Source organism: Halonatronomonas betaini, from assembly GCF_015666175.1.
GTDB classification, from domain to species: domain Bacteria; phylum Bacillota; class Halanaerobiia; order Halanaerobiales; family Halarsenatibacteraceae; genus Halonatronomonas; species Halonatronomonas betaini.
Genome location: NZ_JADPIE010000009.1, coordinates 83,852 through 110,279 on the forward strand (window position 1 = coordinate 83,852; position 26,428 = coordinate 110,279).

General features: G+C 37.3%; 26 protein-coding genes. All 26 read left to right on the plus strand.

Annotated elements, in window-relative coordinates; translation table 11 throughout:
• The first annotated feature begins 14 nt into the window (after nt 1-14).
• Complete coding sequence (gene guaA, locus I0Q91_RS13465; RefSeq protein ID WP_270455177.1) at nt 15-1,574, plus strand: glutamine-hydrolyzing GMP synthase; 1,560 nt, start codon at nt 15-17, stop codon at nt 1,572-1,574.
• 26 nt (nt 1,575-1,600) lie between these two features.
• Nucleotides 1,601-1,888 (plus strand): YerC/YecD family TrpR-related protein, encoded by a 288-nt coding sequence (locus tag I0Q91_RS13470; protein ID WP_270455178.1) that lies wholly within the window; start codon nt 1,601-1,603, stop codon nt 1,886-1,888.
• Between the two features lie 16 nt (nt 1,889-1,904).
• Complete coding sequence (locus tag I0Q91_RS13475) at nt 1,905-2,933, plus strand: PTS sugar transporter subunit IIC (RefSeq protein ID WP_270455179.1); 1,029 nt, start codon at nt 1,905-1,907, stop codon at nt 2,931-2,933.
• A 3-nt stretch (nt 2,934-2,936) separates the two neighbouring features.
• The gene (locus I0Q91_RS13480) at nt 2,937-4,337 is read left to right on the plus strand and encodes an NAD(P)/FAD-dependent oxidoreductase (protein WP_270455180.1); all 1,401 of its coding nucleotides are present in this window, start codon (nt 2,937-2,939) and stop codon (nt 4,335-4,337) included.
• Nucleotides 4,338-4,489: 152 nt separating this feature from the next.
• Entirely contained in the window at nt 4,490-6,022 is a 1,533-nt protein-coding gene (locus I0Q91_RS13485; protein ID WP_270455181.1) for an ABC transporter substrate-binding protein, read from the plus strand.
• A 149-nt stretch (nt 6,023-6,171) separates the two neighbouring features.
• Nucleotides 6,172-7,155: an ABC transporter permease gene (locus I0Q91_RS13490; RefSeq protein ID WP_270455182.1), complete on the plus strand. Its 984-nt coding sequence runs from the start codon at nt 6,172-6,174 to the stop codon at nt 7,153-7,155.
• Between the two features lie 27 nt (nt 7,156-7,182).
• Nucleotides 7,183-8,010 carry an ABC transporter permease gene (locus I0Q91_RS13495; protein WP_270455183.1) on the plus strand — a complete coding sequence of 276 codons (828 nt, stop codon included), beginning with the start codon at nt 7,183-7,185 and terminating at the stop codon, nt 8,008-8,010.
• A 161-nt stretch (nt 8,011-8,171) separates the two neighbouring features.
• The gene (locus tag I0Q91_RS13500) at nt 8,172-9,416 is read left to right on the plus strand and encodes an ATP phosphoribosyltransferase regulatory subunit (RefSeq protein WP_270455184.1); all 1,245 of its coding nucleotides are present in this window, start codon (nt 8,172-8,174) and stop codon (nt 9,414-9,416) included.
• A complete protein-coding gene (hisG, locus tag I0Q91_RS13505; RefSeq protein WP_270455185.1) occupies nt 9,382-10,038 on the plus strand; it encodes an ATP phosphoribosyltransferase in 657 nt (218 codons plus the stop codon). Before I0Q91_RS13500 ends, hisG begins: the two co-directional genes overlap by 35 nt.
• Nucleotide 10,039: 1 nt before the next feature.
• Complete coding sequence (hisD, locus tag I0Q91_RS13510) at nt 10,040-11,335, plus strand: histidinol dehydrogenase (RefSeq protein WP_270455186.1); 1,296 nt, start codon at nt 10,040-10,042, stop codon at nt 11,333-11,335.
• Nucleotides 11,328-12,332, plus strand: coding sequence for a histidinol-phosphate transaminase (hisC, locus tag I0Q91_RS13515; RefSeq protein ID WP_270455187.1), 1,005 nt, complete (start codon nt 11,328-11,330; stop codon nt 12,330-12,332). The genes hisD and hisC overlap by 8 nt, the downstream gene beginning before the upstream one ends.
• Nucleotide 12,333: 1 nt before the next feature.
• The gene (hisB, locus tag I0Q91_RS13520) at nt 12,334-12,933 is read left to right on the plus strand and encodes an imidazoleglycerol-phosphate dehydratase HisB (protein ID WP_270455188.1); all 600 of its coding nucleotides are present in this window, start codon (nt 12,334-12,336) and stop codon (nt 12,931-12,933) included.
• A complete protein-coding gene (hisH, locus tag I0Q91_RS13525; RefSeq protein ID WP_270455189.1) occupies nt 12,930-13,541 on the plus strand; it encodes an imidazole glycerol phosphate synthase subunit HisH in 612 nt (203 codons plus the stop codon). Before hisB ends, hisH begins: the two co-directional genes overlap by 4 nt.
• Nucleotides 13,538-14,248, plus strand: a complete 711-nt coding sequence (gene hisA, locus I0Q91_RS13530; RefSeq protein ID WP_270455190.1) for a 1-(5-phosphoribosyl)-5-[(5-phosphoribosylamino)methylideneamino]imidazole-4-carboxamide isomerase — start codon at nt 13,538-13,540, stop codon at nt 14,246-14,248. Before hisH ends, hisA begins: the two co-directional genes overlap by 4 nt.
• Before the next feature lies 1 nt (nt 14,249).
• Nucleotides 14,250-15,026, plus strand: coding sequence for an imidazole glycerol phosphate synthase subunit HisF (gene hisF / locus I0Q91_RS13535; protein WP_270455191.1), 777 nt, complete (start codon nt 14,250-14,252; stop codon nt 15,024-15,026).
• A gap of 1 nt (nt 15,027) precedes the next feature.
• Nucleotides 15,028-15,663 (plus strand): bifunctional phosphoribosyl-AMP cyclohydrolase/phosphoribosyl-ATP diphosphatase HisIE, encoded by a 636-nt coding sequence (gene hisIE / locus I0Q91_RS13540; RefSeq protein ID WP_270455192.1) that lies wholly within the window; start codon nt 15,028-15,030, stop codon nt 15,661-15,663.
• A 102-nt stretch (nt 15,664-15,765) separates the two neighbouring features.
• The gene (locus tag I0Q91_RS13545; RefSeq protein ID WP_270455193.1) at nt 15,766-16,185 is read left to right on the plus strand and encodes a GIY-YIG nuclease family protein; all 420 of its coding nucleotides are present in this window, start codon (nt 15,766-15,768) and stop codon (nt 16,183-16,185) included.
• Nucleotides 16,185-18,350, plus strand: a complete 2,166-nt coding sequence (locus I0Q91_RS13550; protein ID WP_270455194.1) for an ATP-dependent helicase — start codon at nt 16,185-16,187, stop codon at nt 18,348-18,350. Before I0Q91_RS13545 ends, I0Q91_RS13550 begins: the two co-directional genes overlap by 1 nt.
• 3 nt (nt 18,351-18,353) lie before the next feature.
• Complete coding sequence (ligA, locus tag I0Q91_RS13555; protein ID WP_270455195.1) at nt 18,354-20,366, plus strand: NAD-dependent DNA ligase LigA; 2,013 nt, start codon at nt 18,354-18,356, stop codon at nt 20,364-20,366.
• A gap of 2 nt (nt 20,367-20,368) precedes the next feature.
• On the plus strand, nt 20,369-20,650 hold the full coding sequence (gene gatC / locus I0Q91_RS13560) for an Asp-tRNA(Asn)/Glu-tRNA(Gln) amidotransferase subunit GatC (protein ID WP_270455196.1): 282 nt from the start codon (nt 20,369-20,371) through the stop codon (nt 20,648-20,650).
• Between the two features lie 21 nt (nt 20,651-20,671).
• Nucleotides 20,672-22,093, plus strand: coding sequence for an Asp-tRNA(Asn)/Glu-tRNA(Gln) amidotransferase subunit GatA (gene gatA, locus I0Q91_RS13565; protein ID WP_270455198.1), 1,422 nt, complete (start codon nt 20,672-20,674; stop codon nt 22,091-22,093).
• 21 nt (nt 22,094-22,114) lie between these two features.
• On the plus strand, nt 22,115-23,563 hold the full coding sequence (gene gatB, locus I0Q91_RS13570; RefSeq protein ID WP_270455199.1) for an Asp-tRNA(Asn)/Glu-tRNA(Gln) amidotransferase subunit GatB: 1,449 nt from the start codon (nt 22,115-22,117) through the stop codon (nt 23,561-23,563).
• Between the two features lie 11 nt (nt 23,564-23,574).
• Nucleotides 23,575-24,309: a glycerophosphodiester phosphodiesterase gene (locus I0Q91_RS13575; protein WP_270455200.1), complete on the plus strand. Its 735-nt coding sequence runs from the start codon at nt 23,575-23,577 to the stop codon at nt 24,307-24,309.
• A gap of 20 nt (nt 24,310-24,329) precedes the next feature.
• On the plus strand, nt 24,330-25,712 hold the full coding sequence (rlmD, locus tag I0Q91_RS13580; RefSeq protein ID WP_270455201.1) for a 23S rRNA (uracil(1939)-C(5))-methyltransferase RlmD: 1,383 nt from the start codon (nt 24,330-24,332) through the stop codon (nt 25,710-25,712).
• Nucleotides 25,713-25,719: 7 nt separating this feature from the next.
• Nucleotides 25,720-26,010 carry a hypothetical protein gene (locus tag I0Q91_RS13585; protein ID WP_270455202.1) on the plus strand — a complete coding sequence of 97 codons (291 nt, stop codon included), beginning with the start codon at nt 25,720-25,722 and terminating at the stop codon, nt 26,008-26,010.
• A 66-nt stretch (nt 26,011-26,076) separates the two neighbouring features.
• On the plus strand, nt 26,077-26,292 hold the full coding sequence (locus I0Q91_RS13590; protein WP_270455203.1) for an FmdB family zinc ribbon protein: 216 nt from the start codon (nt 26,077-26,079) through the stop codon (nt 26,290-26,292).
• The last annotated feature ends 136 nt before the right edge of the window (nt 26,293-26,428 follow it).

Below are 26,428 nucleotides of genomic sequence, written 5' to 3' on the forward strand. Positions count from 1 at the left end.
CGAGAGGAGCTGTCATGAAAGGTAATAAAATTTTAGTTGTTGATTTTGGCGGTCAATATGCCAGAATGATTGCCAGAAGAATCAGGGATTTGGGGGTTTATGCAGAAGTTGTAACTAATGATTTTGAGATTTCAAAATTTGCTAAAGAAGATGTCATTGGGATTATTTTTTCTGGAGGACCAGCCAGCACAATTGCAGAAGATGCTCCAATGATAGATCCAGAAATTTTTAAGATTGAAAAGCCGATTTTAGGAATCTGTTATGGAATGCAGTTGATTGCAAAGTTTTTGCCTGGTGGTGGAGTAAAACCAAGTGATAAAAAGGAGTTTGGGAGAGCTCAACTTGAACTATTAGATAAAGATGATAAGCTATTTTCAGTTCTAGATTATTTTACTGTTGATAACAAATTATCTGTCTGGATGTCCCATGGCGATAGTGTAGTTGAGTTGCCAACTGGTTTTAAAAAGTTAGCCAGTACTGAAAATACTCCAATTGCAGCATTTGGTTCATCAGAATTAAGTATTTATGGAGTTCAGTTTCATCCAGAAGTTGAGCACACCACTGGAGGCAAAGAGCTGTTAAAGAGATTTGTCTTTGCTATCTGTGATGCTGAAAAAAATTGGACTTTAGAAGAGATTGTAGATGAGAAAGTTGCTGAGATCAGAAATTTAGTTCAAGAAGATTCAAATGTTGTTTTAGGTTTATCTGGAGGAGTTGATTCTTCAGTAGCCGCTGCCCTGATTGATAAGGCAATTGGATCGAGACTACATTGTATTTTTGTTGATCATGGTTTATTAAGATATAAAGAGAGTGAGCAGGTACAGAAATATTTTTCAGAAAATTTTTCAATAAATCTTCATGCTGTTGATGCTGTTGATAGATTTTTAGAAGAATTAAAAGGTGTTACTGATCCTGAAGAGAAGAGAAAGATAATTGGTCATGAATTTATTAAAGTTTTTGAAGACAAGGCAATTGAAATTGATGGGGTTACCCATCTTGCTCAGGGAACAATTTACTCAGATGTTATTGAGAGTGGAGATAGCAAGAATTCTGTAACTATTAAATCTCATCATAATGTTGGTGGCCTGCCTGATGAGATGGAGTTAAAGTTGTTAGAGCCATTGAGGGACCTTTTTAAAGATGAAGTAAGAGAGATTGGATCTCTGCTTGGTTTGCCTGATGAATTGGTCTGGAGACAACCTTTTCCAGGTCCTGGGCTTGGGATAAGAATTATTGGAGATATAACTGCTGAAAAACTGGATATTTTAAGAAAGGCAGATTATATTTTTAGAGAAGAGTTATCAAAATCTGATGTTGCTGATAAAGTCTGGCAATCCTTTGCAGTACTGCCAGATATCAAGAGTGTTGGTGTAATGGGAGATGAAAGAACCTATGGTTATCCGATTATATTAAGGGCTGTTTCAAGCATTGATGCTATGACAGCTGACTGGGTAAGAATTCCTGGAGAAACTCTTGATTTGATTTCAAGAAGAATTGTCAATGAGGTGGAAAAGGTGAATAGAGTTGCTTATGATATAACCTCTAAACCACCTGCAACAATAGAATGGGAATAATTATTAAATTTAGGAGGAATTAAAAAATGGCTAAAGATATTAAAAATGAATTTACTGAGCAGTTTTTTGAAGCAATTTTAAAACTGGAAAATATTGAGGAATGCTATGACTTCTTTCAGGATGTAGCAACAGTTGGTGAAATTCAGGCTATGGCACAGCGGCTTGAAGTTGCAAGAATGCTAAAAGATGGTGTAACTTATGAGGATATTGTGGCTGAAACCGGGGTAAGTACTGCTACAATTAGTAGGGTCAAGCGAGCCTTAGAATATGGCGAAGACGGATATGAAATGGTTTTAAAGAGATTAGGCAAGTAAAAAAAATGGTGAGTTAATGCTAAGAATACTAAAAAAAGTTCAGCAGTATTTAGTTAAAGTGCTAAATGGTATGGCTCTGGGTTTATTTTCTTCATTGATTATAGGTTTAATTATAAGTCAGGTTGGAGAATTATTGAACATCGATATGCTGATCCAATTTGGAGAGATTGCTCAGTTGTTAATGGGACCAGCAATCGGTGTTGGAATAGCTTATAGTCTGGAATTAAAAGGTCTAGGTTTATATTCTTCTTTAGTAACAGGTGCTTTAGGTGCAGGGACAATTGTTCTTGTTAATAACTCAGCAGCTATTCAAATTGGGGAACCTGTTGGAGCATTATTAGCAGCAGTTATCGGAGCAGAAATAGCTAAAAGGGTAACTGGTAAGACGCCGGTTGATATTGTATTGGTTCCAGCCACTACAATAATTGCCGGTGGTATTGCCAGTTCTATTTTTGGACCATGGTTGATAAGTTTTTCCTATTGGCTTGGACAGACTGTGAATCTGGCAACTACCCTCCAGCCTCTACCAATGGGTATTGCTGTATCAGTAATAATGGGGGTATTTTTAACTCTACCAGTTTCAAGTGCTGCTCTGGCAATTTCATTAGGCCTTGAAGGATTGGCAGCTGGAGCTGCCACAGTCGGTTGTTCTGCTCAGATGATAGGTTTTGCTGTTATAAGTTTTAAAGATAATGGTATTGGGGGGTTAATAGCTCAGGGACTGGGGACTTCTATGCTGCAAATACCGAATATATTGAAGAAACCATTAATCTGGATACCCCCAATAATTACATCAGCTATTTTAGGGCCAATAGCTACAGTTATATTTAAAATGGAAAATAGCAGAATAGGAGCAGGTATGGGGACTAGCGGCCTTGTTGGTCAGGTAGCTACTCTTGAAACTATGGGTAGTAATGCTCTAATTCCTATTTTATTGCTCCATTTTTTTCTGCCTGCAATTATTTCGTTTTTAATTTATAAAGTGATGGCTAGGAATGGTTTGATTAAATCTGGAGATCTTAAATTGACTAAGGAGGCCAATTAATTAATGGTTGAAGAATATGATGTTGTAATAGTTGGAACTGGACCTACTGGAATTTTTACTGCAATGAAAATTGTGGAAGAAAAACCGGCTTTAAATATTTTAATGATTGAAAAGGGTTCAGATATTGATAATAGAGTCTGTCCTATGAAATCTTATCCTGGTAGTGGAAAGGGATGTCAGGAATGTGTCTCCTGTGCGATTGTTTCTGGCTGGGGTGGAGCAGGTGCATTTAGTGATGGCAAATTATCTCTATCTGCAGATATCGGCGGAAATTTAGAAGAGTATATTGGCAGAGAAGAACTTGAACGGATGATTAAGATAGCTGATGATATTTATTTAGAATTTGATGCCCCTGAAAGGATTTTTGGTCCTGAAGATAATGAAATCCAGAAATTCAAGGATGAGGCTATTAGAGCAGGTCTTAAGTTTATACCTGCTAGATTGCGTCATTTAGGAACTGGACATACAAAAAAGGTTTTAAGTAAGATGAAAGATTACCTGGTTGAAAAGGGAGTTGAAATCAGGTTTAAGACAAAAGCGACTTCAATTTTAGTTGACGAAAATGAAAAAGTAAAGGGCATTGAGTTAAAAGATGGCACTAAAATATCAACTAATTATGTTAGTGTGGCTCCAGGAAGAGAGAATGCCAGCTGGCTTACAGAAGAAGTTAAGAGGCTTAATATTAGCACCAGTTTAAATCCTGTTGATATTGGTGTTAGAGTAGAAACTCCAGCTGCAATAGCTGAACCTCTCACTGATAAATTATATGAATCGAAATTGATTTATCAGACTCCGAGTTTTGATGATAAGGTCAGGACATTCTGCATGTCGCCTTATGGTGAAGTTGTTAGTGAGAATAATCAGGGTTTAATAACTGTAAATGGTCACAGTCATGCTGATATAAAGACTGAAAATACTAATTTTGCTTTATTGGTTAGCAAGACATTTACCGAGCCTTTTAAAGAACCGATTACTTATGGAAGAGCTATTGCCAAATTAGCTAATTTATTAGGTGGAGGAGTACTGGTTCAGCGTTTAGGAGACCTGTTAAATGGTAGAAGATCTACACCGACAAGAATGAGTAGAGGTCTGGTTGACCCGACCTTAAAAGATGCGACTCCTGGAGACTTAAGCCTGGTCTTGCCTCATAGACATTTAACTGGTATTATTGAAATGTTAGAGGCTCTAGATGAACTGGCACCTGGCATGTATTCAAGAGATACATTATTATATGGTGTTGAAGTTAAGTTTTATTCTTCAAGATTAGAAGTAACTCCAAACCTTGAAACAAAAATTAAGAATCTGTTTACTGGTGGCGATGGTGCAGGTATTACAAGAGGGCTTATGCAGGCTTCAGTAGCAGGATTGATAATAGGACGGGAGATTATTTCCAGACAAGGTTGAGCAAATGATTGGATACATGAGTTATAGTTCTATAAAGCGGGATAAATCGACATAATAATGCACTGATTTGGTTGACATTTGTTAAGTTCAGTGGTATAATTCAATTGGATTTTATTAGTATTAAAATATTGATAAGGAGGGCGTTAAAGAGTATGAAGTCAATGTTGAGAAATGGATTGGTGATTGTATTAGCATTAGCATTTGTTTTTGCTGGTACAACAATGGCAATGGCAGAAGAAGAGGACAGAATAGTTATAGGATCTGGTGCTGAGGCTCCTGGTTTAGATACCAGAGCAGAGGTTGATATCCCAGCCTTTGAAAGAATTAATTTAATTAATGAACCTTTAATAGTAATTGAGAATGACTTAAGCCTGGGACCTGCACTCGCTGAAGATTGGGAGTATAGTGAAGATGCAACTGAATTAACATTTTATCTTAGAGAAGGTGTTGAATTCCACCATGGTCGTGAATTTGTAGCTGACGATGTTAAGTATACCATCGAGTGGATTTTAGACGAAGACAATGATGCAGCTAATAGAGATCTATATGCTGCCATTGAAGAAGTAGAGATAGTTAATGATTATGAAGTTACACTTCATCTAAGTGAAGTAAATACTTTCTTAATCAACAATATTGCTCGTTTCGGTATTGTTCCAAGGGATATAGGAGAAGAACTTGGAGACGATTATGGTAATGAGCCAGTAGGTACTGGTCCATATGTATTTGAATCATGGGATAGAGATGATCGTATGATTCTAGAGGCTCATGAAAATTATTGGGGCGGTACTCCTAATTTTGATGTAGTTGAATTTAGAGCTATTCCTGAAGATTCAGCCCGTCTATTAGCATTTGAAGCTGGCGAAATTGATATGTATCAGGGTGGAGTTGTACCTGATGAATTGGCCAGATTAGAAGATGATCCTGATGTTGATGTTTTCAGAACAGCAGGTACTGGTTATAGTTATGTTGGTTTCGATAATGAAGAAGGACCAATGACAGATGAGAACTTAAGAAAAGCAGTATCTTACATGGTTAACCGTGAAGCTATTGTTGAGCATATTCTTCAGGGAATCGGCGAAGTTGGTCAAAGTCAGATTGTTCCAACTATGCCATGGTTCCACAGTGATTTAGACTTTATTAGTTATGATCCTGAAAAGGCTCATGAGTATTATCAGCAGTCAATTGCAGCTGAAGAGGATGTTGAATTAAGGATCTTCACAAATGAAAATCCAGTAAGAATGCAGATTGCTGAAATCATGGAGTATGAATTAAGTGAACTTGGTCTTGATGTTGAAGTAGTAATTGAAGAGTGGGGTGCCTTCCTCGATAGAATATATGATACCAATGATTATGAAATGTTCATTCTAGGTTGGGGTGGCCAGATGGACCCTGATAGAGCTTCATATCGTCAGTTCCATAGTGAAGGTTCAGCTAACCATGTAAATTATTCTAATCCTGAAATGGATGAATTATTAGAAGAGGGTAGAAGAACTGATCCTGAATCTGATGAGTCAATTGAAATTTATCATAGAGTCCAGGAAATCTTAAATGAAGATGCTCCTAAAGTATTCTTGAACTATACTGAAGAGGTAGCATTAGTACAGCCTGAATTTGAAGGATTTGAAGTTCATCCATATGCAGCTAATGCATGGTTGTCAGTTCCTTTCCTAGAAAGAGCTGAGTAATTAGTTGTAAAATATTAGTTTGAGAGAATAAAAGCTAAAACACCGGCTTATGCCGGTGTTTTAAGCTTAATTTTACAACTTTTACCCTTTAAATTAGAAGAAAATTTATATTAGGATTATTTAAGTAGAAGGGAGATTCGCTTTTAAAAATGTCTAAATATATTATCAGACGTTTATTATATTTAATATTAATTTTAATTGGTGTTTCATTGATTGTTTTTATGTTAGTGCATTTAGCTCCTGGTGATCCTGTAAGAATAATGTTAGGTGAAGATGCTTCACCTGCAGAAGTTGAGAGATTGAGGGAAAATTATGGTCTGGATCAACCCTTACATATCCAGTATTTCCGCTGGGCTGGCAATGTATTACAGGGTGATTTAGGAACATCTATAAGACAAAGGAGACCAGTAACAGAATTAATTTTTGCTCGAATGCCGGCAACATTTGAACTGGCTTTAATGGGAATGCTATTTTCTATTATTGTTGCTATACCCTTAGGAATAATAGCAGCTATAAAACAATCGACATGGGTTGATTTTTCAACAATGATACTGGCTTTAATTGGAGTTTCTATGCCCAGTTTCTGGATTGGTTTAATGCTTTTAACCCATCTGGCTCTACGAGTTGACATTTTACCGTTATTTGGTAGGGGGCCATCACTATTTGTTGGAATTGGTAGCATTTTTACAACTGGTAGTTTTATGACACTTATAAATTCTCTTAGATTTTTGATATTACCAGCGATCTCATTAGGGATTATTCAGACTGCTCTTTTAACCCGTTTAACCAGGTCCAGTATGTTAGATGTTTTAAGAGCTGATTATATAAGAACTGCTCGTTCTAAAGGATTAGGAGAAAGAGTTGTAGTAACTAGACATGCTTTAAGAAATGCTCTCCTCCCTGTAGTTACAGTACTTGGTATTAGATTAGGTGCTATGCTTGGTGGCTCAATTATTATTGAAACTGTTTTTGCCTGGCCTGGAGTAGGTAGATTAATTTATAATGCTATCTCGCAGCGAGATTTTCCAATAGTTCAGGCAGGTACTTTATTACTGGCTGTAGCATTTTCACTGGCTAATTTATTAGTTGATATTAGCTATGCTTATCTCAATCCAAGGATACGTTATGATTGATTTTAGTAAAGGGAGGATATTCAAATAATGAAAACATTACTAAAAAATAAACAGGCTTTAGTTGGAATTATTTTAATTGGTTTAATGATATTAATAGCAATTTTAGCACCAAGATTGGTACCTCAGGATCCTTATGCACAGAATCTCTTTAATAGATATCAGGCTCCTGAAGGTATTGGAGGAGAACATATTTTAGGCACAGATAATTTAGGTCGAGATGTTTTTAGCAGACTGATAATGGGTTCTAGAGTTTCATTACTTGTAGGTTTTATTGCAGTTGGAATTTCACTATTTATTGGTCTGGTTTTAGGAGCTATAGCAGGTTATGTTGGTGGTTGGTTAGATGAGGTTATTATGAGATCGATGGATGTGATTCTTGCTTTCCCCGCTATTTTGCTTGCAATTTTTATTGTAGCAGCTTTAGGACCTGGTATGGTGAATGCCATGTTTGCTATTGCAGTAGTTAGAATACCGTCAATGGCCAGAATCACTAGAGGTCAGGTCTTAGGCTTAAAAGAAGAGGAGTTTGTAGAAGCTGCTAGAGCTATGGGAGCGACAAACTTTTCAATATTATTTAAGCATATACTGGTAAATGGTTTTGCTCCTATGATGGTCATGGCAACACTTGGTATGGGAACAGCTATTGTTACTGAGGCTGGCTTGAGTTTCCTAGGTTTAGGTGCTCAGCCACCTATGATCAGTTGGGGGAGAATGTTAGCTTCTGGTAGGGAAGCTTTGAGATCTGCTCCTCATGTTACGACCTGGTCTGGTATTGCAATAGTTTTATCTGTATTAGGTTTTAACCTATTAGGTGATGGTTTAAGAGATATATTTGATCCTAAATTGAATAGATAATTTTTAGATGTTAATAATAAATTATAGGTACTGGCTTTTAATAAGCTGGTGCCTTTTTTTATTTTGATAAATATTTTCTTGACAGTGAGAGTTGGATATGTTATATTCTTTAGTGTGATAAAGAATTAAAGCAAATATATTGTTGCACTGGAGGATTAATTATGGAACTTAAATTTAATGGTTTACCTGAAGGTATGGCTTTTTATATGCCTGAGAAAGCAAGGTCTTTAGATTTATTAAAAAATACTGGCCAGAATATACTTGAAAGTTTTGGTTATGAGCCTTTGTATGTACCGGCTTTATTGCCTTATTCCCTTGTCTGTTCAGGTGTTGAAAAAGAAAAAGTTAAGAATTATTATAAATTAATCGATTATCAGGGAGATATTTTAGTATTAAGGCCAGAGATGACCTCTGCGATTGCCAGTTTAGTAGCTAGAGAGCAGGATAATATTACATTTCCAGCTAGATTTTATTATTATTCCTCTGTATATCGTCATGAGACTACCCAGAGTGGTAAGGATAGAGAGATTTATCAGCTAGGTGCAGAGAGATTTGGTGGTAGCGAAGATGCTGATATAGAAATACTATTACTTATTCAGAAAATAATTGAAGCTGCTGGTTTAGATGATTTTCAGGTGGAAGTAGGAAATATAAGTTTTTTAGAAGAAGTATTTGTAAGTTTAGATTTAGAGCAAAATTTAGTTAAAAAATTAAAAGTTAAGTTAGCCAGTAGAGATTTAGTAGGTTATAGAAATATATGCCTTGAACTTGAAAAAGATAAGAAGGATAAACTATTGAAATTGCTGGAATTAAGAGGTGGTCCAGAAATATTTGCTAAAGCAGAGAAAATTATAGGTAGCAATAATAAGTCATTAGAACATTTAAAGAAAATTTATAGCAGCTTAAAATTAATAAATATGGCTGAAAGAATAAATTTTGATTTAACTTTAATGAGAAATCTGGATTATTATACAGGGATTGTTTTTGAAGTAATGTCTCCGAATTTAGGTTACAATATCTGTGGCGGAGGGCGTTATGATAAGTTATTATCCAGATTTGGTGTAGAGAGCATTCCTGCAGTAGGTTTTGCTATCGGAATGGAAAGGTTAAGGCTTGCTGTAAATGGTGGGCAGAGTTTAGATAGAAGCAGTAAGATAAAAATTTATCTTGAAGATGTAAATGATTTAGATAAGTCCTTTGAGCTTATTGATGAACTCCAGGATAAAGGTTTTGAAACATTGATAGAATATGAAAACCTTAAAGTTGATAATATCGATGCAGATGAAATAATAATTAAAATTGATGATATCTTTGCTGTATTTATTGAAAAAGAGGAAAGAAATTTTGAGAGGATTGCTGAGGTGTTAGAATATGTCAGAACTGAACTTGAAAATAGCAATGCCTAAAGGGAGATTATTTTCTCAGGTACTTGAAGTCTGCAGTAATACTCCTTTAATAGGCCAGGATAATAATTTATCTACACTTTCGAGAAAGTTAGTTCAAAGGGTTGATGAGACAGGCAATGAGTTTATGTTAACAAAACCAGTTGATGTTCCCGCTTATGTTGAGCATGGAGCGGCAGACCTTGGTTTTACAGGTAAAGATGTAATTGCAGAAAAAGAAAGAAATATATATGAAGTTTTTGATCTAGAAATAGGAAAATGCAGTCTGGTGGTTGCGATTCCAGATAAATTGAAGTATGAAAATCCAGAAGAATTACCTGATAATTTGAGGGTTGCAACTTCTTATCCAAATTTAACAGCCAATTATTTTAATGATTTAGGAATTAAGGTTGAAGTGATTCAGTTAGGTGGTTCAGTTGAACTGGCTCCATTAGTTGATCTGGCAGATATTATTGTTGATATTACATCTACTGGAACTACTTTAAGAAAGAATAATTTAAAAGCTATTGGCACTATTTTAGATTCATCAGTACGAATGATTGTTAATAGAATGAGTTATAGAACTAATTCTAATCTGATTGATGAAATAATAAGTGGAATTAAATCAAATGTTGGGAGTAATTAATATGGAGAAGATAAATTTACCAGGTGACAGAAAAAGATTAGAGGATTTTTTGCAAAACAAGAAGGTTGATTATGCTGGAGAATTAATGGAAAATGTAAATAGTATAATAGAGGATGTTGTTAATGAGGGCGATAAGGCGTTATTTGATTTCACAGAAAAGTATGATGGCGTTAAACTAGAAAGATTGAGTGTTGATAAAAGTTTTCTAAAAACTTCTGAAATAGATGAGGAATTATTGGACTCTCTCAAAGTGGCTAAAAGAAGATTGATTGATTACTCAAAAAGTCAGCTAGATAAGAGCTGGTATAAGAGAAATGAAAATGGTGGCTTTGTTGGTGAACAGATTACTCCAATTGAAAGGGTAGGGCTATATATTCCAGGGGGAAGGGCAGCTTATCCCAGTTCTGTCCTGATGACTGCTGTACCAGCTCTGGTAGCTGGTGTTAATGAGATTGTTGCTGTATCTCCACCAGGTAAAGATGGCAAGATAAATCCAACTGTTGCTAGAACTTTAGATTTATGTGGGATTGATGAAGTTTATTCTATTGGTGGAGCCCAGGCCATCGCAGCTTTAGCTTATGGTACAGAGACCATAAAAAGAGTTGATAAAATAGTTGGTCCAGGCAATAAGTATGTCACTATGGCTAAAAAGTTAGTCTTTGGCCAGGTTGATATAGATATGCTTGCTGGTCCCAGTGAGGTGCTGGTGATTGCTGATGAAACAGCTGCTCCAGATGCAATTGCTTCTGATTTGTTGGCCCAGGCCGAGCACGATCCAGAAGCAAGAGTTGTTTTAATTACGGCTGAAGATGATATTATTATGGAAGTTGAGGATGAGCTGGAAAAACAGCTTGAAATGTTAAAGACAAAAGAAACTGCAAGGAGTTCTCTTGAGAATTATGGTTTAATAATAAAAGTTGGGAATTTAGATGAAGCTATAAAAGCAAGTAATGAAATTGCTCCAGAACATTTAGAGCTGATTGTAAATGATTCTTTGAAATATATTGAAAGAATAAAACATGCGGGATCTATTTTTATTGGAAAGTGGACACCAGAGGTCGCCGGAGATTATTTAGCAGGCCCCAATCATGTCTTGCCTACTTCAGGGACTGCCAGGTTTTCTTCTCCTCTTTCCGTAAATGATTTTGTAAAGAGTTCCAGTCTGATCTATTTTACTGAAGAAGAGTTAAGGAATACGTTTACAGATATTGAAAGGATTGCAGAGTCAGAAGGTTTGCCTGCTCATGCCAGTGCTGCTAGAATCAGGCTGGAAAGTACTGGTGATAAAAATGATTAAATTATCATCTAATGAGAATCCATACCCATTAACTGATGAGGTGGCAAAAGAAGTAAATAGACTTGCCGTTGAAGTTGCTTATAACAGGTATCCTGATAAGACTTATATTGAATTACGAAAGGCATTAGCTGGATATACTGGTTTTCCAGCAGATCAAATTATTGCCGGTAATGGTTCTGATGAATTGATTTTATTAAGTTTATTAGAGTATGGCGGAAGAGATAGTGTTATGATATCCCCGGCTCCTACCTTTGGAATGTATAGCCATTATGCCAGTGTTACTGAAACGGAGATTATGGAAGTGCCTTATAAGCTTGAAGCTGAATTTTTGTTTCCAGAGGATAAAATTATGGAGCTTGCCAGCAAGTATGATGATGGAATTATATTTTTATGTTATCCGAATAACCCGACCGGTGAAAGATTTTCTCTGAGCTGGCTGGCTAAACTTTTAGCCGAGACTGAATTAATGGTAGTAGTTGATGAAGCCTATTATGAGTTTTCTGGAAAGACTGCAATAGACTTAATAAATAATAATCAAAATCTAATAGTTTTAAGAACCCTCTCTAAAGCATTTGGGCTGGCAGGCCTTAGAGTTGGTTATTTAATGGCCAATAAACCTGTAATAGATGGGTTGAATGAGATTAGATCTCCTTATAATATAAGCAATTATAGTGCTAAAATAGCAGTTGCTTTATTAGGTTTTGAAGATGAATATAGAAAACAGTGGATAGAGATGAGAAGTGAAAGAATCAAACTGGAAGAGTTTTTGAAAAAACATGATAGCATTAATGCCTTTCATTCTGAGGGCAACTTCATTTTATTTAAAACTGATAATGATGAGGAAGAGATTAAAGATAAATTATTGGAAAGAAATATTATGATAAGATACTGGGATAACCTTGATACATTAGGAAAAGCTTTAAGGGTGAGTGTTGGGATGCCTGAAGAAAATGAACTGTTTAAAGAGGAGATAACGTCAATTTTAGAGGGGGTTTAAGATGGTTAAGTTAGAAAGGAATACAAATGAAACTTCTATTGTGTTAGAACTGGATTTATTTGGCGAAGGAGATTATGATATAAATACCGGGATTGGATTTTTTGATCATATGCTTGAACTCTGGTGCAAACATGGTTTTATTGATTTAAAGCTTAAGGCAGAAGGTGACCTTGAAGTTGATAAGCACCATACAGTTGAAGATATTGGGATTTTACTTGGTCAGGCGATGAATAAACAGTTAGGCCAGCGAGGAGGTATCACCAGGTTTGGAGATTTTACTCTGCCTATGGATGAAGTTTTAGTTCAGGCAGTTGTTGATCTTGGAGGAAGGTCATATTATAGGAGCAATCTAGAATCAGATAGAACAGAGATAAATGGCTTTCCAATTGAATTGGTTGATGAATTTTTTAGGGCTCTAACCAGCAATGGTTGTTTAAATCTTCATTTAGTGGTGATAAGAAATGGTAATGCCCATCACCTGATTGAGGGAGCTTTTAAAGCATTTGCCAGGTCTATAGATCAGGCTTTAAGACCTGATGATAGATTGGAAGGCAGACCATTATCAACTAAGGGGAGCCTGGGAGAGAGTGGCAGACATTGATCGGAATAATTGATTATGGTGCAGGGAATATAGGTAATGTTGAAAGGGCATTTAGATACCTTAATGAAGAGACATCTATTATAGATAATGGTGATAATATTAGTAGTCAACTTTCTCTTTTAGTATTACCAGGAGTTGGTTCCTTCGCTGCAGGGATGGCAGGTCTTAAAGAGCGGGATTTAGTTAAACCAATTAAAGAATTTATAGAATCAGGTAGACCTTTTTTAGGGATCTGCCTTGGCCTGCAGCTTTTATTTGCAAGGAGCAAAGAGAGTGGTCTGGTATCAGGGTTAGAGTTTTTTGATGAAGAATGCTTGAAATTTGATTCAAAAAAGATTAAAAGAGTTCCACAGATTGGCTGGAATAAAGTTGAAACAGTTGTAGAATCAAAAGTTTTTAATGAGTTACCGGATCAATATTTTTATTTTGTCCATAGTTATTATGTGCCGGTTATTCCTGATCTAACAGTTGCTAAAGCTGATTATGGTGGCCAGGAATTTACAGCCATTCTTAATAGGAAAAATATCTGGGGAATTCAACCCCATCCTGAAAAGAGTGGCAGGACAGGATTAAAGTTTTTAGAGAATCTGATTGGAGTGATTAAATGATAGTAATTCCAGCGATTGATATTATAGATGGTAAAGCAGTCAGATTAACAAAGGGTGATTATGATAGAGAGGAAGTAATGGATTTGGATCCTGCTGCCAGGGCTAAAAGTTTTAAAGAAGATGGAGCTAGTGAAATCCATATAGTTGACCTGGATGGAGCTAAGGCAGGGGAACCGGTTAACCAGGATTTAATAGAAGAGATCTGTTCAATACCTGGCCTGAAAAGCCAGATAGGCGGCGGAATTAGAAATTATCAGTTTGCAGAAGAATATTTAAAATTTGCAGATGCTGTCGTAATTGGGACTGCGGCTATTAAGAATCCTGTGTTGCCTGTGAGTTTAGCTGAGGAGTATGGCAGTGGAAGGGTTATAGTCGGTTTAGATGCTAGAGATGGTAAGATAGCCCTTTCAGGCTGGGAAGAGGATACTGAGATTCAGGTTGAAGAGGTTATTGAAGATTTTATCAGCAAAGGAATTAATAGATTTATTTATACTGATATTGATAAAGATGGGATGCTTGAAGGGCCTAACTTTGAATATATTGAGAGATTGTTGAGTTACGGAGTTGAAATTACAGCATCTGGAGGTATTACTACTTTAGATGATCTAAAAAAGTTAGATTCGATTGGAGTTAAAAGGGCAATAGTTGGTAAAGCAATTTATAAAGGTATAATTGACGTGGAAAAAATCTGGCAGGAGGGATTGTAATATGTTAACTAAAAGATTAATACCCTGCCTGGATGTTAAGGATGGAAGGGTTGTTAAAGGAGAGAAGTTCGTTGATTTAAAAGATCAGGGTGATCCAGTGGAGATGGCTAAAGATTATAATAAATCTGGTGCTGATGAGCTGGTCTTCTTAGATATTACTGCTACTAAAGAAAATAGGGAAACTATTAAGAATTTAGCTATTGAAGTTTCAGAAACCCTTTTTATACCCTTTACAGTTGGTGGGGGTATCAAATCAATTGCTGATTTTAAAGATTTAATTCAGGCCGGGGCTGATAAGGTGGCTATTAATTCAGCTGCTGTCAGAGATCCTGATCTGATTACTAGAGCTGCTAAAGAATTTGGCAGTCAGGCTGTGGTTGTTGCGATTGACGCAAGAAAGAGAGAGTCTGGTGATGGCTGGGAGGTCTTAATCAGTGGAGGCAGCGAAGAGACCGGGCTTGACCTGATAGAATGGGCTAAAGAGGCTGAAAAACTTGGAGCCGGCGAGATTTTATTAACCAGTATTGATGCTGATGGGACTAAAGCTGGCTATGATTTAGAACAGTTAAAGGCTGTTAGTGATGTTATAGGGATTCCTCTGATAGCTTCTGGTGGTGCCGGTTCTCCCGAGGATTTATATGATGCCCTGACGGATGGGGAGGCTGATGCGGTTTTAGCCGCTTCCATCTGGCATCAGGATATATATCCAATCAGAGACTGTAAAAAATATCTTTTAGATAAAGGCCTTCCGATTAGACCAGTCTGGGAGGATGATTAAATTGGGATTAGAAAAATTTAATACTGAGGAGTTTTTGGATAAGGTCGATTTTGATAATAGAGGCCTTGTACCTGCTATTTTACAGGATATATATACTGGCCAGGTATTAATGCTGGCATATATGAATAAAGAATCGATAAATAAAACTGTTGAAACAGGGAGAGCTACTTTTTATAGCAGATCTAGAGAGGACCTCTGGCTTAAAGGTGAGACTTCAGGTAATTATCAGGAAGTTAAAGAGATATCCCTTGATTGTGATGGTGATAGTATTTTGCTTAAAGTTAAACCAGCAGGACCAGCCTGCCATACTGGGAATAAAAGTTGTTTTTATCGGGAATTTTATAGAGATGCTGATGTTTCAGGCTGGGAGATTATTTATAAGTTAGAGGATATCATTAAATCTAGGAAGATTAATCTGCCAGAGAATTCCTATACAACTTCATTATTTAAAGCTGGCAATAAAAAGATAGGGCAAAAAGTTGGCGAGGAAGCTGTTGAGACTGTAATAGCTGCCCTGGCAGAACCGGAAAGGCTGGCAGAGGAGACTGCTGATTTAATTTATCATCTGATTGTTCTTTTAGTAGATTCAGGTTTAAGCATAAAAGATATTCAAAAAGAACTTATAGCTAGATATTAATAAAATTGCACCTGTTAATACAGGTGCTTTTTTGATATGATTTAATATGGAGGAAATAATTTTTTATTGATAATTTTAATTGATTTCTTGGGAGGTTAAATTATGGAGGAGTTTGACTTTGATTCAGGTATTTATATCCTGGAAATATTTAAACATAAACCAGGCAGGATTGAAGTTGGTGCTTTAGGTAAGATTGCATTTCCAGCTGGTTACTATTATTATATAGGTACTGCCCAGAAAAATTTGAATTCCAGAATAAAAAGGTATCTGGAAGGCCCGGAAAGATTGCACTGGCATATCGATTATTTTTTACTGGAAGCTAATGTGCAGAATGTTTATGCCTGGCCCTTAGATAAAGATTATGAATGCGAAATAGCTGATGCTCTTTTAGAACTAGAAGATATTGAAGTTATAGAAGCTGGTTTAGGATCCAGTGATTGTAATTGTAAGACTCATTTATTATTTAAAGAAGAACCATTTAATGATTTAGAAGAATATATATCAGGAGAAGTGATTGTTTAATGAATTCAACAGAAAATCAAATTTTAGCAGGACTTAATCAGCCTCAGAAAGAGGCAGTCATGCATTTTAAAGGGCCTGCACTTGTTTTAGCAGGAGCCGGTAGTGGAAAGACAAGAGTTTTAACCAGAAGGATTGCCTATCTGATTGCAGAATATGGGGTAAATCCAGGAAATATACTGGCGATGACCTTTACCAACAAGGCGGCCTCAGAAATGAAAGAAAGGGTAAATAAATTGATCTCAGAGGAAATGAGGAGCTGGGTCGGCACCTTTCATTCCTTTGGAGCCACTCTTTTAAGAAGAGAGGCAGAAAAACTCGGTTTTAAGAGAAATTTTTCTATTTATGATACCTCAGATCAGAAAAGAATGATTAAAGAGATTATGCAGGATTTAAATATTGATACGAAAAAGACTAAACCGAGTCGAGTTTTAAATGAGATTAGTGATGCTAAAAATCAGTTGATTAGACCAGAGGATTATAAAGTTGAAAAGTTTAACTTTCTATCTGAGCTGGTTTCTAAGATTTATCCTACTTATCAGCAGAGGATGAAAGAGAGCAATGCCTTTGATTTTGATGACCTGATTATGAAGCCCTGTCAGTTATTTACTGAATATCCCAGGATCAAAGAATATTATAATGAAAAATATAAGTATATTCTGGTAGATGAGTACCAGGATGTTAACCATGCCCAGTATAGATTGAGCCAATTATTAACAGGTATTGATAATAATATCTTTGTTGTAGGAGACCCTGATCAGTCTATTTATGGATTTAGAGGGGCAGATATTAATAATATCTTAAATTTTGAGAAGGATTTTGCTGATGCTAAAGTTATTCGCCTGGAACAGAATTACCGGTCCAAGGAGAATATTTTAAAGGCAGCCCAGTCTGTAATTAAGAATAATAGTTCCAGGCTGGATAAAGATCTCTGGTCTGACCGTGGTGAAGGGGATAGTATTGAGTTTTTTGAAGCTGCCACTGATAAAGAAGAGGCCGGCTTTATTATGGAAGAAGCAAAGAAACTGAATAGAGCTGGAGAGTACAACTATGGAGATATGGTCGTATTATACAGGACTAATGCTCAGTCCAGGAGTATTGAGGATGTTTTAAGACGGAATCAGGTTCCCTATCAGATTGTTGGTGGTTTAAAGTTTTATGACAGAAAAGAGATAAAGGATATTGTTGCTTATTTGCGATTAATCAATAATCCTGCTGATACAGCTGCTCTTTTAAGGATAATTAATGAACCTGCCAGGGGCATTGGCGCTAAAACTATTGAGCGGGTCCAGGATTATGCCTATGCTAACAATATTTCTCTTTTTCAATCATGTCTGGAGTCAGATCATAATCCTGAGCTAACTAAGGCTTACTCCAGTAGGGTTATTGAGTTTGCAGAATTAATTGAGGAATTTCAGGAGTTAGAAAATGAAATAACTATTGATAAACTGGTAAGTAAGATACTCTCTAAGACTGGTTATGAATCGGAGATTATTTCTAAGGAAGGCCCTAAAGCCCAGGAAAGACTTGAGAATATTGGGGAATTACAGAGTGCAATGCGGGAATATCTTCAGGAGAATGATGATGGCAGTCTGGCAGGATTTTTAGAGGAGGTTGCTCTGATTGCTGATATCGATACAATGGAGGATAAAAATAATTTTATTACTTTAATGACTTTGCATTCTGCCAAGGGGTTAGAGTTTCCAGTTGTTTTTCTGGCAGGTCTTGATGAGGGGCTTTTCCCCCATGGTAATTCAATGGATGATGCCAGTGAGATTGAAGAGGAGAGAAGGCTCTGTTATGTCGGTATAACCAGGGCCCAGGATAAATTATATATTTTAAGGGCTAAAAATAGGTTTAGATATGGAGAGAGCAAATATTATGCCCCGTCTAGATTTTTAAATGAGATACCAGATAGTCTTATTAATTGTGAAGATGATGAAGATTATGGTACTATAGATATTAAAGATAAAAGTAACAATAGCAGTATTAATGCCAGAAGTAGTAATTATAAAGAGGGTCAAAAGATTATTCACCCTAGCTGGGGAATTGGCGAGATTAAGCAGGTTAAAGAAGATAGAGGAACAAAGTTGACTATCCGCTTTAAAGATGGAAAAGAGAGGGAGCTATTAGCTGAATATGCTCCATTGCAACCTGTCAGGAGGTAGGTTATGGCTGAATTAGATAAAAGAGAGGCTAAATCAGAGATTGATCGGTTAAGGGAAGAATTAAGGTATCATGAATATAAATATTATGTTGAAGATAACCCGGAAATATCTGATAGCGAATATGATGAGTTGATGAATAGGTTAATTGAGCTGGAAGAAGAGTTCCCTGAATTTAAGTCAGAGGATTCACCATCAGCAAGGGTTGGAGGCAGACCGATTGATGCCTTTGAGAAGGTTGAGCATAGCCAGCAGATGTTGAGTCTGGATAATGCCTTTAATGGAGAAGATCTAAAGGATTTTGCCAGTAGGGTTGAAAAAAACCTTGCTGCAGGAACTGAGTATGATTATATAGTTGAGCATAAGATAGACGGGCTGGCCCTAATTATCAGATATGAAAATGGCAGTTTGAAGCTGGCTTTAACCAGAGGTGACGGCCAGGTTGGCGAGAATGTTACTGCCAATGTTAAAACTATAGCCGCTATCCCTCTAAAGCTGAATAGGGAGCTAGATATTGAGCTTAGAGGAGAAGTCTATATACCTGAAGATAGATTTAAAGAATTAAATGAGAAACGGCTTGATGCTGGCCAGGAGCCATTTGCCAATCCTCGGAATGCTGCTGCTGGTTCAATCAGGCAGTTAGATCCAAAGATTGCTGCTGAGAGACCCCTTTCTTTTCTGGCCTATGATATTATAAACTTAGAAGCCGGGGAGCAGGTTAAAACCCATCTTGATGAATTAGAACTGCTGGAAGAGGCTGGATTTAAAGTTGGCTGGTATCAGCAAGAACGTTCAGTTGAGCGGATTATTGAGATCTGTAACAATTGGATTGAGAAAGAAGAGGAATTAAATTATGGTATTGATGGGATGGTTATTAAATTAAACCAGCTTGAACTTAGGGAGGAATTAGGCAGTACCAGTAAAGCGCCAAGATGGGCTATTGCTTATAAATTTCCTGCCCAGCAGAAGACTACTTTTGTTAAAGATATTATCATATCCATTGGTAGAACCGGTGCATTAACACCAACGGCAATCTTAGAACCTGTTGAAGTTGATGGTTCTACAGTTAGCAGGGCAACACTTCATAATGAAGATGAGATTAGACGGAAGGATGTCAGGATTGGCGATAAAGTTTTGATTCAGAAAGCAGGGGATATCATCCCTGAGGTAGTAAAGGTGATTAAAGATGTGAGAACCGGTGATGAGCAGGAATTTATTATGCCAGATAGCTGCCCTGCCTGTGGTTCTGAAGTCTTTAAAGACCCTGATGAGGCAGTTCATAGATGTTTGAATGTAGGCTGTCCGGCTAAGCTGAGGGAGAAGATAATCCATTTTGCCTCAAGAGACGCCATGAACATTGATGGGCTGGGGCCTTCGATAATTGATAAGTTACTGGAGGCAGAGCTAATTTCTGATTTTGGAGATCTATATTATTTAGAGCATGGCGAGCTGGCAGACTTAGAAAGGCTTGGAGATAAATCTGCCCAGAATTTACTTGATGCCCTTAAAAGAAGTAAAGAAAGGCCATTCGACAGGGTGATTTATGCCCTGGGAATCAGGCATGTTGGTTCCAGGACTGCCAGTCTGGTTACTGAAGAATTTTCCAGTATTGATGAGCTAAAGGATGCCAGGATTCAGGACTTATCAGCTATTAATGAGGTCGGCGAGGTAATTGCTGAGAGTATAGTTAATTTCTTTGCCAATGATGAAAATTTGGAAGTGATTAATAAACTGGCTGATGCAGGGATTAAAATGAGGCTTGAAGAAGATAAAGATGAAGTTAAGGAGATTTTCTCCGGGATGAATTTTGTTCTGACTGGAAGTCTGGATAACTATACCAGAAAAGAAGCCAAAGAAATTATTGAAGACCGGGGGGGCAGGGTCACTTCTGCTGTCAGTTCAAAGACAGATATATTACTGGTTGGAGCCAATCCTGGCTCTAAGTTAGGGCAGGCTGAGGAGAATAATGTTAGAATTATAGATGAAACAGAATTTGAAAATATATTGAAGGAGGTATAATCATGTTATCTAAAGAAGAAGTCAGACATCTGGCCAATTTATCAAAGCTGGAGTTGTCTGAGGAAGAATCAGAAGAGTTTACCGAGCAGTTAGGGGATATTTTGAGTTATATTGGTAAAATTATGGATGTAGATACTGAGGATGTTCCGCCTACGTATCATCCTCTGGAAAATACTAATGTTTTAAGGGAAGATAAGGTCACTAATAGCGATGATCGTGATAATTTACTTGATGAGGCTCCGGATAAGATCGATAGTCAGTTTAGAGTACCTGGTAGAAAATAGATAGGACTGGAGGAGATATTGATGGAAATTTATGAAATGAATTTAAGGCAGTTAATTGAAGCTAGAGAAAAAGGCGAGTTAACTTCAGAAGAAATTATAGATGGATTTATAGATAGAATGAATAATGTTGAAGCTGATGTAAAGGGATTTGTTTCAAGACTAGAAAATAGTTCTGGAGCTGAAATTAAAGAGATTGGTGATTTAAGAGGAATTCCAATTGCAGTTAAAGATAATATGGCCACTTTAGATTTTCCAACCAGTTGTTCTTCAAAATTGCTTGAAGGCTATACAACCCCTTATGAAGGTACAGCAGTTAAAAAACTGAAAGAAGCCGGGGCTGTAATTGCAGGTAAGACCAATATGGACGAATTTGCCATGGGTTCTTCAACAGAGAATTCTGGTTTTATGACTAGCAGGAATCCCTGGAATCTGGATCACCTGCCTGGAGGCTCCAGTGGTGGTTCTGCTGCTGTAGTAGCTGCCGGTGAGGTGCCTGCAGCTTTAGGCTCAGATACTGGTGGTTCTATCAGACAGCCAGCTGCATTTTCTGGACTTGTAGGGCTTAAGCCCACCTATGGTTCTGTCTCAAGGTATGGTTTAGTTGCCTTTGCCTCATCTTTAGATCAAATTGGACCATTGACCAGAAATGTTAAAGATGCAGCCTTAATGCTTAACATTTTAGCCGGCAAGGATCAGATGGATTCTACCTCTGCTGATGTCGAGCATCCAGATTATCTAGCAGAAATTGAACAGGATATTTCTGGCTTTAGATTTGGAGTACCTAAAGGATATTTAGAGCTTGAACTTCATCCAGATGTAAAGGCAAGAGTAGAAGAGGCTATTGAGAGGATTAAGGAAAATGGCGGTGAGGTTGTAGAGGTTGAATTGCCACCTGCTGATCAGGCTCTGGCAATCTATTATATTATTGCCCCTGCAGAAGCCAGTTCTAACCTGGCCAGGTTTGACGGGGTAAGATATGGCCAGAGATTAGGCGATGGCGATATCGAAGAGATGTATCAGAAAACTAGAAATGAGGGCTTTGGTTCTGAGGTTAAGCGGAGAATCATGCTAGGAACATATGCTCTGTCTGCAGGTTATCAGGACGAATTATATAAGAAGGCTTTAAAGGTTAGAACTTTAATTAGAGATCAGTATAAAGCTGTCTTTGAAGAGGTTGATTTTATAATAACTCCAACCTGTCCGACTCCGGCCTTTAAAATGGGAGAGGAACGGGATCCATTAGAGACTTATCTAACTGATATCTTTACTGTACCGGCCAATATTACTGGCTCTCCGGCAATTTCCCTGCCAGCAGGCTTTTCAGAAGACGGTCTGCCAGTTGGAGTTCAGTTGATAGGTTCAGCCTTTAGCGAAAAACGTTTGTTGCAAGCTGCTAATAGTCTAGAAAATATACTGGATATAGATAATCCTGTCCAGTTGTAATAAAGGAAAGGTGATATCGAGATGACAACAAATTATGAGATTATAATTGGACTTGAAGTTCATTTACAGTTAAATACTGAGTCTAAATTATTCTGTGGTTGCAGTACAAAATTCGGGGAAGAGCCTAATGCCAATACCTGTCCGGTCTGCCTGGGTATGCCAGGGACTCTGCCTGTGATTAATGAACGGGCTGTCGAATATGCTTTAATGGCCTGTAGAGCTACTGATTGTAAGATTAATCAATATAATAAGTTTGATCGGAAGAATTATTATTATCCTGATCTGCCGAAGGGATACCAGATTTCTCAGTTTGATCTGCCAATCGGGTTTGATGGGGCAGTTACTATCGAGACTGAGGATGGTTATAAAGATATTGGGCTGACCAGAATTCACCTGGAGGAGGATGCAGGTAAGCTGATCCATGCCGGCTCGGTGGCTGATAGTGATCATAGTCTGGTTGATTTTAATCGAGGCGGTGTTCCTCTAATAGAAATAGTTAGTGAGCCAGATTTAAGAACTCCTGCTGAAGCTAAGGCTTATCTGGATGCCCTTAAGCAGATTATGCTCTATCTTGGAATCTCTGACTGCAATATGGAAGAGGGCTCTTTACGCTGTGATGCCAATGTTTCTATCAGGCCTGAGGGTCAGGAGGAATTTGGTGTAAAGGTAGAGGTTAAGAATATGAATAGCTTTAAGGCAGTTGAAAATGCATTGAGTTATGAGGTTGAAAGACAGAAGAAGATGCTGGAGAATGGCGATGTTATTAGTCAGGAGACCAGAAGCTGGGATGATACCAGTAATAAAACTGTTTTAATGCGGGGTAAAGAGGAAGCTGATGATTACAGGTATTTTCCTGAACCGGACCTGATGCCGCTGGAGATTTCTGATCAGTGGATTAAAGAGACTGATGATAATTTACCAGAACTCCCTCTGGCTAAAAAAGAGCGGTTTATTGAAGACTATGAACTTCCAGAGTATGATGCTGAGGTTTTAACTGATGACTTTAAACTGGCCAACCTTTTTGAGGAGACTGTTGGAAACTATTCAAATCCTAAAGAGGTCAGTAACTGGTTGATGGGAGAATTTTTAAAGCTGCTCAATGAGGAAGGTATCTCTCCAGATGAGTCAAATATTACTGGAAATAATCTGGCCAGCCTGCTTAAATTAATAGATGATGGCACTATCTCTTCTAAAATAGCTAAAGATGTTTTTGAGGAGATGTTTAATACCGGTAAAGAGCCTGAAGCTATAGTTGAAGAAAAGGGCTTAACCCAGATAAGTGATGAAGATAAATTAGTTGAAATAATAAATAATATTCTGGATGAGAACCAGGATGTTGTTGAAGAGATTCAAAGCGGTAATGAGCGACCGGTTGGATTCCTGGTCGGCCAGGTTATGAAGGAGACAAGGGGTAAGGCTAACCCTCAGCTTGCTAATAAGCTAATTAGAGAAGAGGTTGCAAAAAGATAAGGGGGATTTTGATGATTAAAACTAAAATCCTGGGCCATCGAGGGGCAATGGGCTCGGCACCTGAGAATACTCTGCCTTCATTTAGAAAGGCGATTGAAGAATCTGCAGATGGAGTTGAATTTGATGTTCAGCTCTCTGCAGATGGTCTGCCTGTTGTGATTCATGATGAGGCTCTTGATCGGACCACTAATGCTGAAGGTCCTGTCAATGCATTAACTGCCAGGGAGTTAAGGGAACTGGATGCAGGCAGTTTTTTCTCCAGTGAATTTAATGGTGCTAATTTGCCTTTGCTAAAAGAGGTGCTTGAAGTTATTCAGGATATGGATATAATTAATTTAGAGCTTAAAAATGGTAATATTAGATATGAAGGCATGGAGGAAAAGGTTATTGGATTGACCAGGGAATATGGTGTCTTTGATAAGACTATCTTTTCCAGCTTTAATCATTATAGTATTAAGAAAATCAAGGAGATTGAGCCAGCTGCAAGGACCGGGGTATTATATATGGCAGGAATATATCGGCCCTGGGAATATGCAAAAAAACTTGGTGCTGAAGCCATACATCCCTTTTATGCTGCAACAGTTCCTGAAATAGTTGAAGAATGTCATAAGCACGATATGGCAGTTAATGCCTTTGGGGCAAATGATGATAGTGTAATTCGGCAATTACTAATGATGAATGTTGATGCAATTATTACCGATTATCCTGCCAGAGCAAGAGAGATACTGGATGAAATTAATAATTAAATTATAGAGGTGAAACGGAGGTGGTAACCGTCGAAGTAGGAAGAGAGTACTTATTAAATATTGAAAAGATTGTCTATGGAGGAGAAGGGCTGGCCAGACCAGAAGATGGGCCAGTTGTATTTATGGAGAATGTTTTGCCTGGTGAGTCTGTAAAGGCCCGGATCATTGAACGGAAGGATAGTATGGCCAGGGCAGAGCTAATAGAGGTGGTTACTGAGGCTGATTGCCGGATTATACCGGATTGCCCTGTCTTTTTTGAATGTGGCGGTTGTCAGCTCCAGCATGCCAGTTATCAGGCGCAATTAGAGTTTAAAAAGGCCATTATTGAAGAGTCACTTGAACGGATTGGTAAATTAGAACAGTGGCCTGATTTTGAGGTTGCAGGGATGGATTTTCCCTGGTATTACAGGAATAAAGGGCAGTTTCCTGTTGGGGAAAGAGATGGTGAATTGATAACAGGGTTCTATAAAGCCGGGAGTCATGATATAATAGAATTTCCTGAATGCAAGATTCAGCATCAGCCAGTTAACCGACTGCTGGATAAGGTGCTGGATTTTTTTAAAGAACATAATATAAAAGCCTATGATGAGAGGACTGATCAGGGTACTTTAAGGCATTTCTTGATCAGATCTGGTTATTGTACCGGCCAGCTGCAGTTGACGGTGGTTGTTAGAGATTCTCTTTCAGCTGATGTCTTAAATGAGCTGAAGGGTTTTATTGATAAAGAGCAGGCTTTAGTCAGTATTTATCAGAATATCAACACTGAAAAGACGAATAAGATCTTAGGTGAGACTTCTGAGTTGATTGCCGGTCAGGCATATATTGTTGATTATATTGGCAGAAATAAGTATTCAATTTATCCAGAGTCATTTTTTCAGGTCAATACTGTTCAGACCGAAAAGCTATATGACATAATAGTGGATTATGTTGAAAAGCTTAATCCTGGGAAAATTTATGATGCTTTCTGTGGTTCCGGGGCAATAGCTATTTATCTAGCTGATAGGTTTGAAAATATTACAGGGATTGATATTTCCCTTGAATCAATTCAGGCTGCCAGGGTTAATGCTGAATTAAACGGGATTGATGGTTCTACGGTGGATTTTCAGTTAGGTTCTGTTGAAGATCTTCTGCCGGAAGTGCTGGCCGCTGATGACCTGGTAATATTTGATCCTCCAAGGAAAGGTTTGCCAGATGAAACTGTAAAGTTGATAAAGGCTAATAGGGTTGAAAGTTTAATTTATGTTTCCTGTAATCCGACTACTCTGGCCAGGGATTTAAAAAAGTTATCTGACTCTTATAGGATTGAGAAAATGACTGCAGTCGATATGTTCCCCCAGACTTATCATGTTGAGACTGTCTGTTTATTAGAGAGAAAAATTGAGACTGAGAATACAGGAGGTTAATTGAATTATGGATTTATTTCTGGCAGTTGTCTTTGGAATAATAGGAATTGCAGGACTTATCTTTGGCAATGATATCGGGGTATTTATTGGTCTAGGATTATTGCCCTGGCAGTTAATTAAAGTTAAATTTTCTAATATTATTGTACTTGGAGTTATAATTATTAATTTTTCTGCCGGTATTATATATTTTTTTATAAATAATAATTGGGGATTTTTAATTGGATATTTCCTTGTAATGGCTTATAATTACTGGGGTTATAGGAGTAATATTGTTGAATCTAATAGCAATAACTCTTGACAAATAGGTGATTTTGTATTATAAATTATAAATAGGGATAACTATATAGATTGGGAGTGAAGTGATATGCCAACTTATTTATACGAATGTGAAAAGTGCGGAAGATTTGAGAAGCTTCAAGGTATCAAAGATGAGGCTTTAAAAGAATGCCCTGATTGTTCTGGAGAGGTAAAAAGGATTATTGGAGCTCCAGGGATTCGCTTTAAAGGTTCTGGTTTTTATTGTACTGACCATAAAACTGATAAATCGAGTAAATCAAGTAGTGACGAGAAAGCATCATAAAATATTTATGACCCGGATTAAGCAATTTTGCTCGTCCGGGTCTTATTTCTTCAAATAGTTGAGACTAACTATATAGAGTCAAGTGATTTTTAAAAAATATTTTTAGAGATATATTGGCATGACAAATATAGCAATT

What these genes read in the sequence shown, in the direction of transcription:
- I0Q91_RS13575 (WP_270455200.1), top strand. Translation starts at nt 23,575, where the DNA reads ATGATTAAAACTAAAATCCTGGGCCATCGAGGGGCAATGGGCTCGGCA.
- hisB (WP_270455188.1), top strand. Translation starts at nt 12,334, where the DNA reads ATGGTTAAGTTAGAAAGGAATACAAATGAAACTTCTATTGTGTTAGAA.
- gatC (WP_270455196.1), top strand. Translation starts at nt 20,369, where the DNA reads ATGTTATCTAAAGAAGAAGTCAGACATCTGGCCAATTTATCAAAGCTG.
- I0Q91_RS13470 (WP_270455178.1), top strand. Translation starts at nt 1,601, where the DNA reads ATGGCTAAAGATATTAAAAATGAATTTACTGAGCAGTTTTTTGAAGCA.
- I0Q91_RS13480 (WP_270455180.1), top strand. Translation starts at nt 2,937, where the DNA reads ATGGTTGAAGAATATGATGTTGTAATAGTTGGAACTGGACCTACTGGA.
- I0Q91_RS13475 (WP_270455179.1), top strand. Translation starts at nt 1,905, where the DNA reads ATGCTAAGAATACTAAAAAAAGTTCAGCAGTATTTAGTTAAAGTGCTA.
- I0Q91_RS13585 (WP_270455202.1), top strand. Translation starts at nt 25,720, where the DNA reads ATGGATTTATTTCTGGCAGTTGTCTTTGGAATAATAGGAATTGCAGGA.
- I0Q91_RS13590 (WP_270455203.1), top strand. Translation starts at nt 26,077, where the DNA reads ATGCCAACTTATTTATACGAATGTGAAAAGTGCGGAAGATTTGAGAAG.
- gatB (WP_270455199.1), top strand. Translation starts at nt 22,115, where the DNA reads ATGACAACAAATTATGAGATTATAATTGGACTTGAAGTTCATTTACAG.
- ligA (WP_270455195.1), top strand. Translation starts at nt 18,354, where the DNA reads ATGGCTGAATTAGATAAAAGAGAGGCTAAATCAGAGATTGATCGGTTA.
- I0Q91_RS13495 (WP_270455183.1), top strand. Translation starts at nt 7,183, where the DNA reads ATGAAAACATTACTAAAAAATAAACAGGCTTTAGTTGGAATTATTTTA.
- I0Q91_RS13485 (WP_270455181.1), top strand. Translation starts at nt 4,490, where the DNA reads ATGAAGTCAATGTTGAGAAATGGATTGGTGATTGTATTAGCATTAGCA.
- hisF (WP_270455191.1), top strand. Translation starts at nt 14,250, where the DNA reads ATGTTAACTAAAAGATTAATACCCTGCCTGGATGTTAAGGATGGAAGG.
- I0Q91_RS13500 (WP_270455184.1), top strand. Translation starts at nt 8,172, where the DNA reads ATGGAACTTAAATTTAATGGTTTACCTGAAGGTATGGCTTTTTATATG.
- I0Q91_RS13545 (WP_270455193.1), top strand. Translation starts at nt 15,766, where the DNA reads ATGGAGGAGTTTGACTTTGATTCAGGTATTTATATCCTGGAAATATTT.
- I0Q91_RS13550 (WP_270455194.1), top strand. Translation starts at nt 16,185, where the DNA reads ATGAATTCAACAGAAAATCAAATTTTAGCAGGACTTAATCAGCCTCAG.
- hisC (WP_270455187.1), top strand. Translation starts at nt 11,328, where the DNA reads ATGATTAAATTATCATCTAATGAGAATCCATACCCATTAACTGATGAG.
- hisG (WP_270455185.1), top strand. Translation starts at nt 9,382, where the DNA reads ATGTCAGAACTGAACTTGAAAATAGCAATGCCTAAAGGGAGATTATTT.
- hisD (WP_270455186.1), top strand. Translation starts at nt 10,040, where the DNA reads ATGGAGAAGATAAATTTACCAGGTGACAGAAAAAGATTAGAGGATTTT.
- guaA (WP_270455177.1), top strand. Translation starts at nt 15, where the DNA reads ATGAAAGGTAATAAAATTTTAGTTGTTGATTTTGGCGGTCAATATGCC.
- I0Q91_RS13490 (WP_270455182.1), top strand. Translation starts at nt 6,172, where the DNA reads ATGTCTAAATATATTATCAGACGTTTATTATATTTAATATTAATTTTA.
- gatA (WP_270455198.1), top strand. Translation starts at nt 20,672, where the DNA reads ATGGAAATTTATGAAATGAATTTAAGGCAGTTAATTGAAGCTAGAGAA.
- hisA (WP_270455190.1), top strand. Translation starts at nt 13,538, where the DNA reads ATGATAGTAATTCCAGCGATTGATATTATAGATGGTAAAGCAGTCAGA.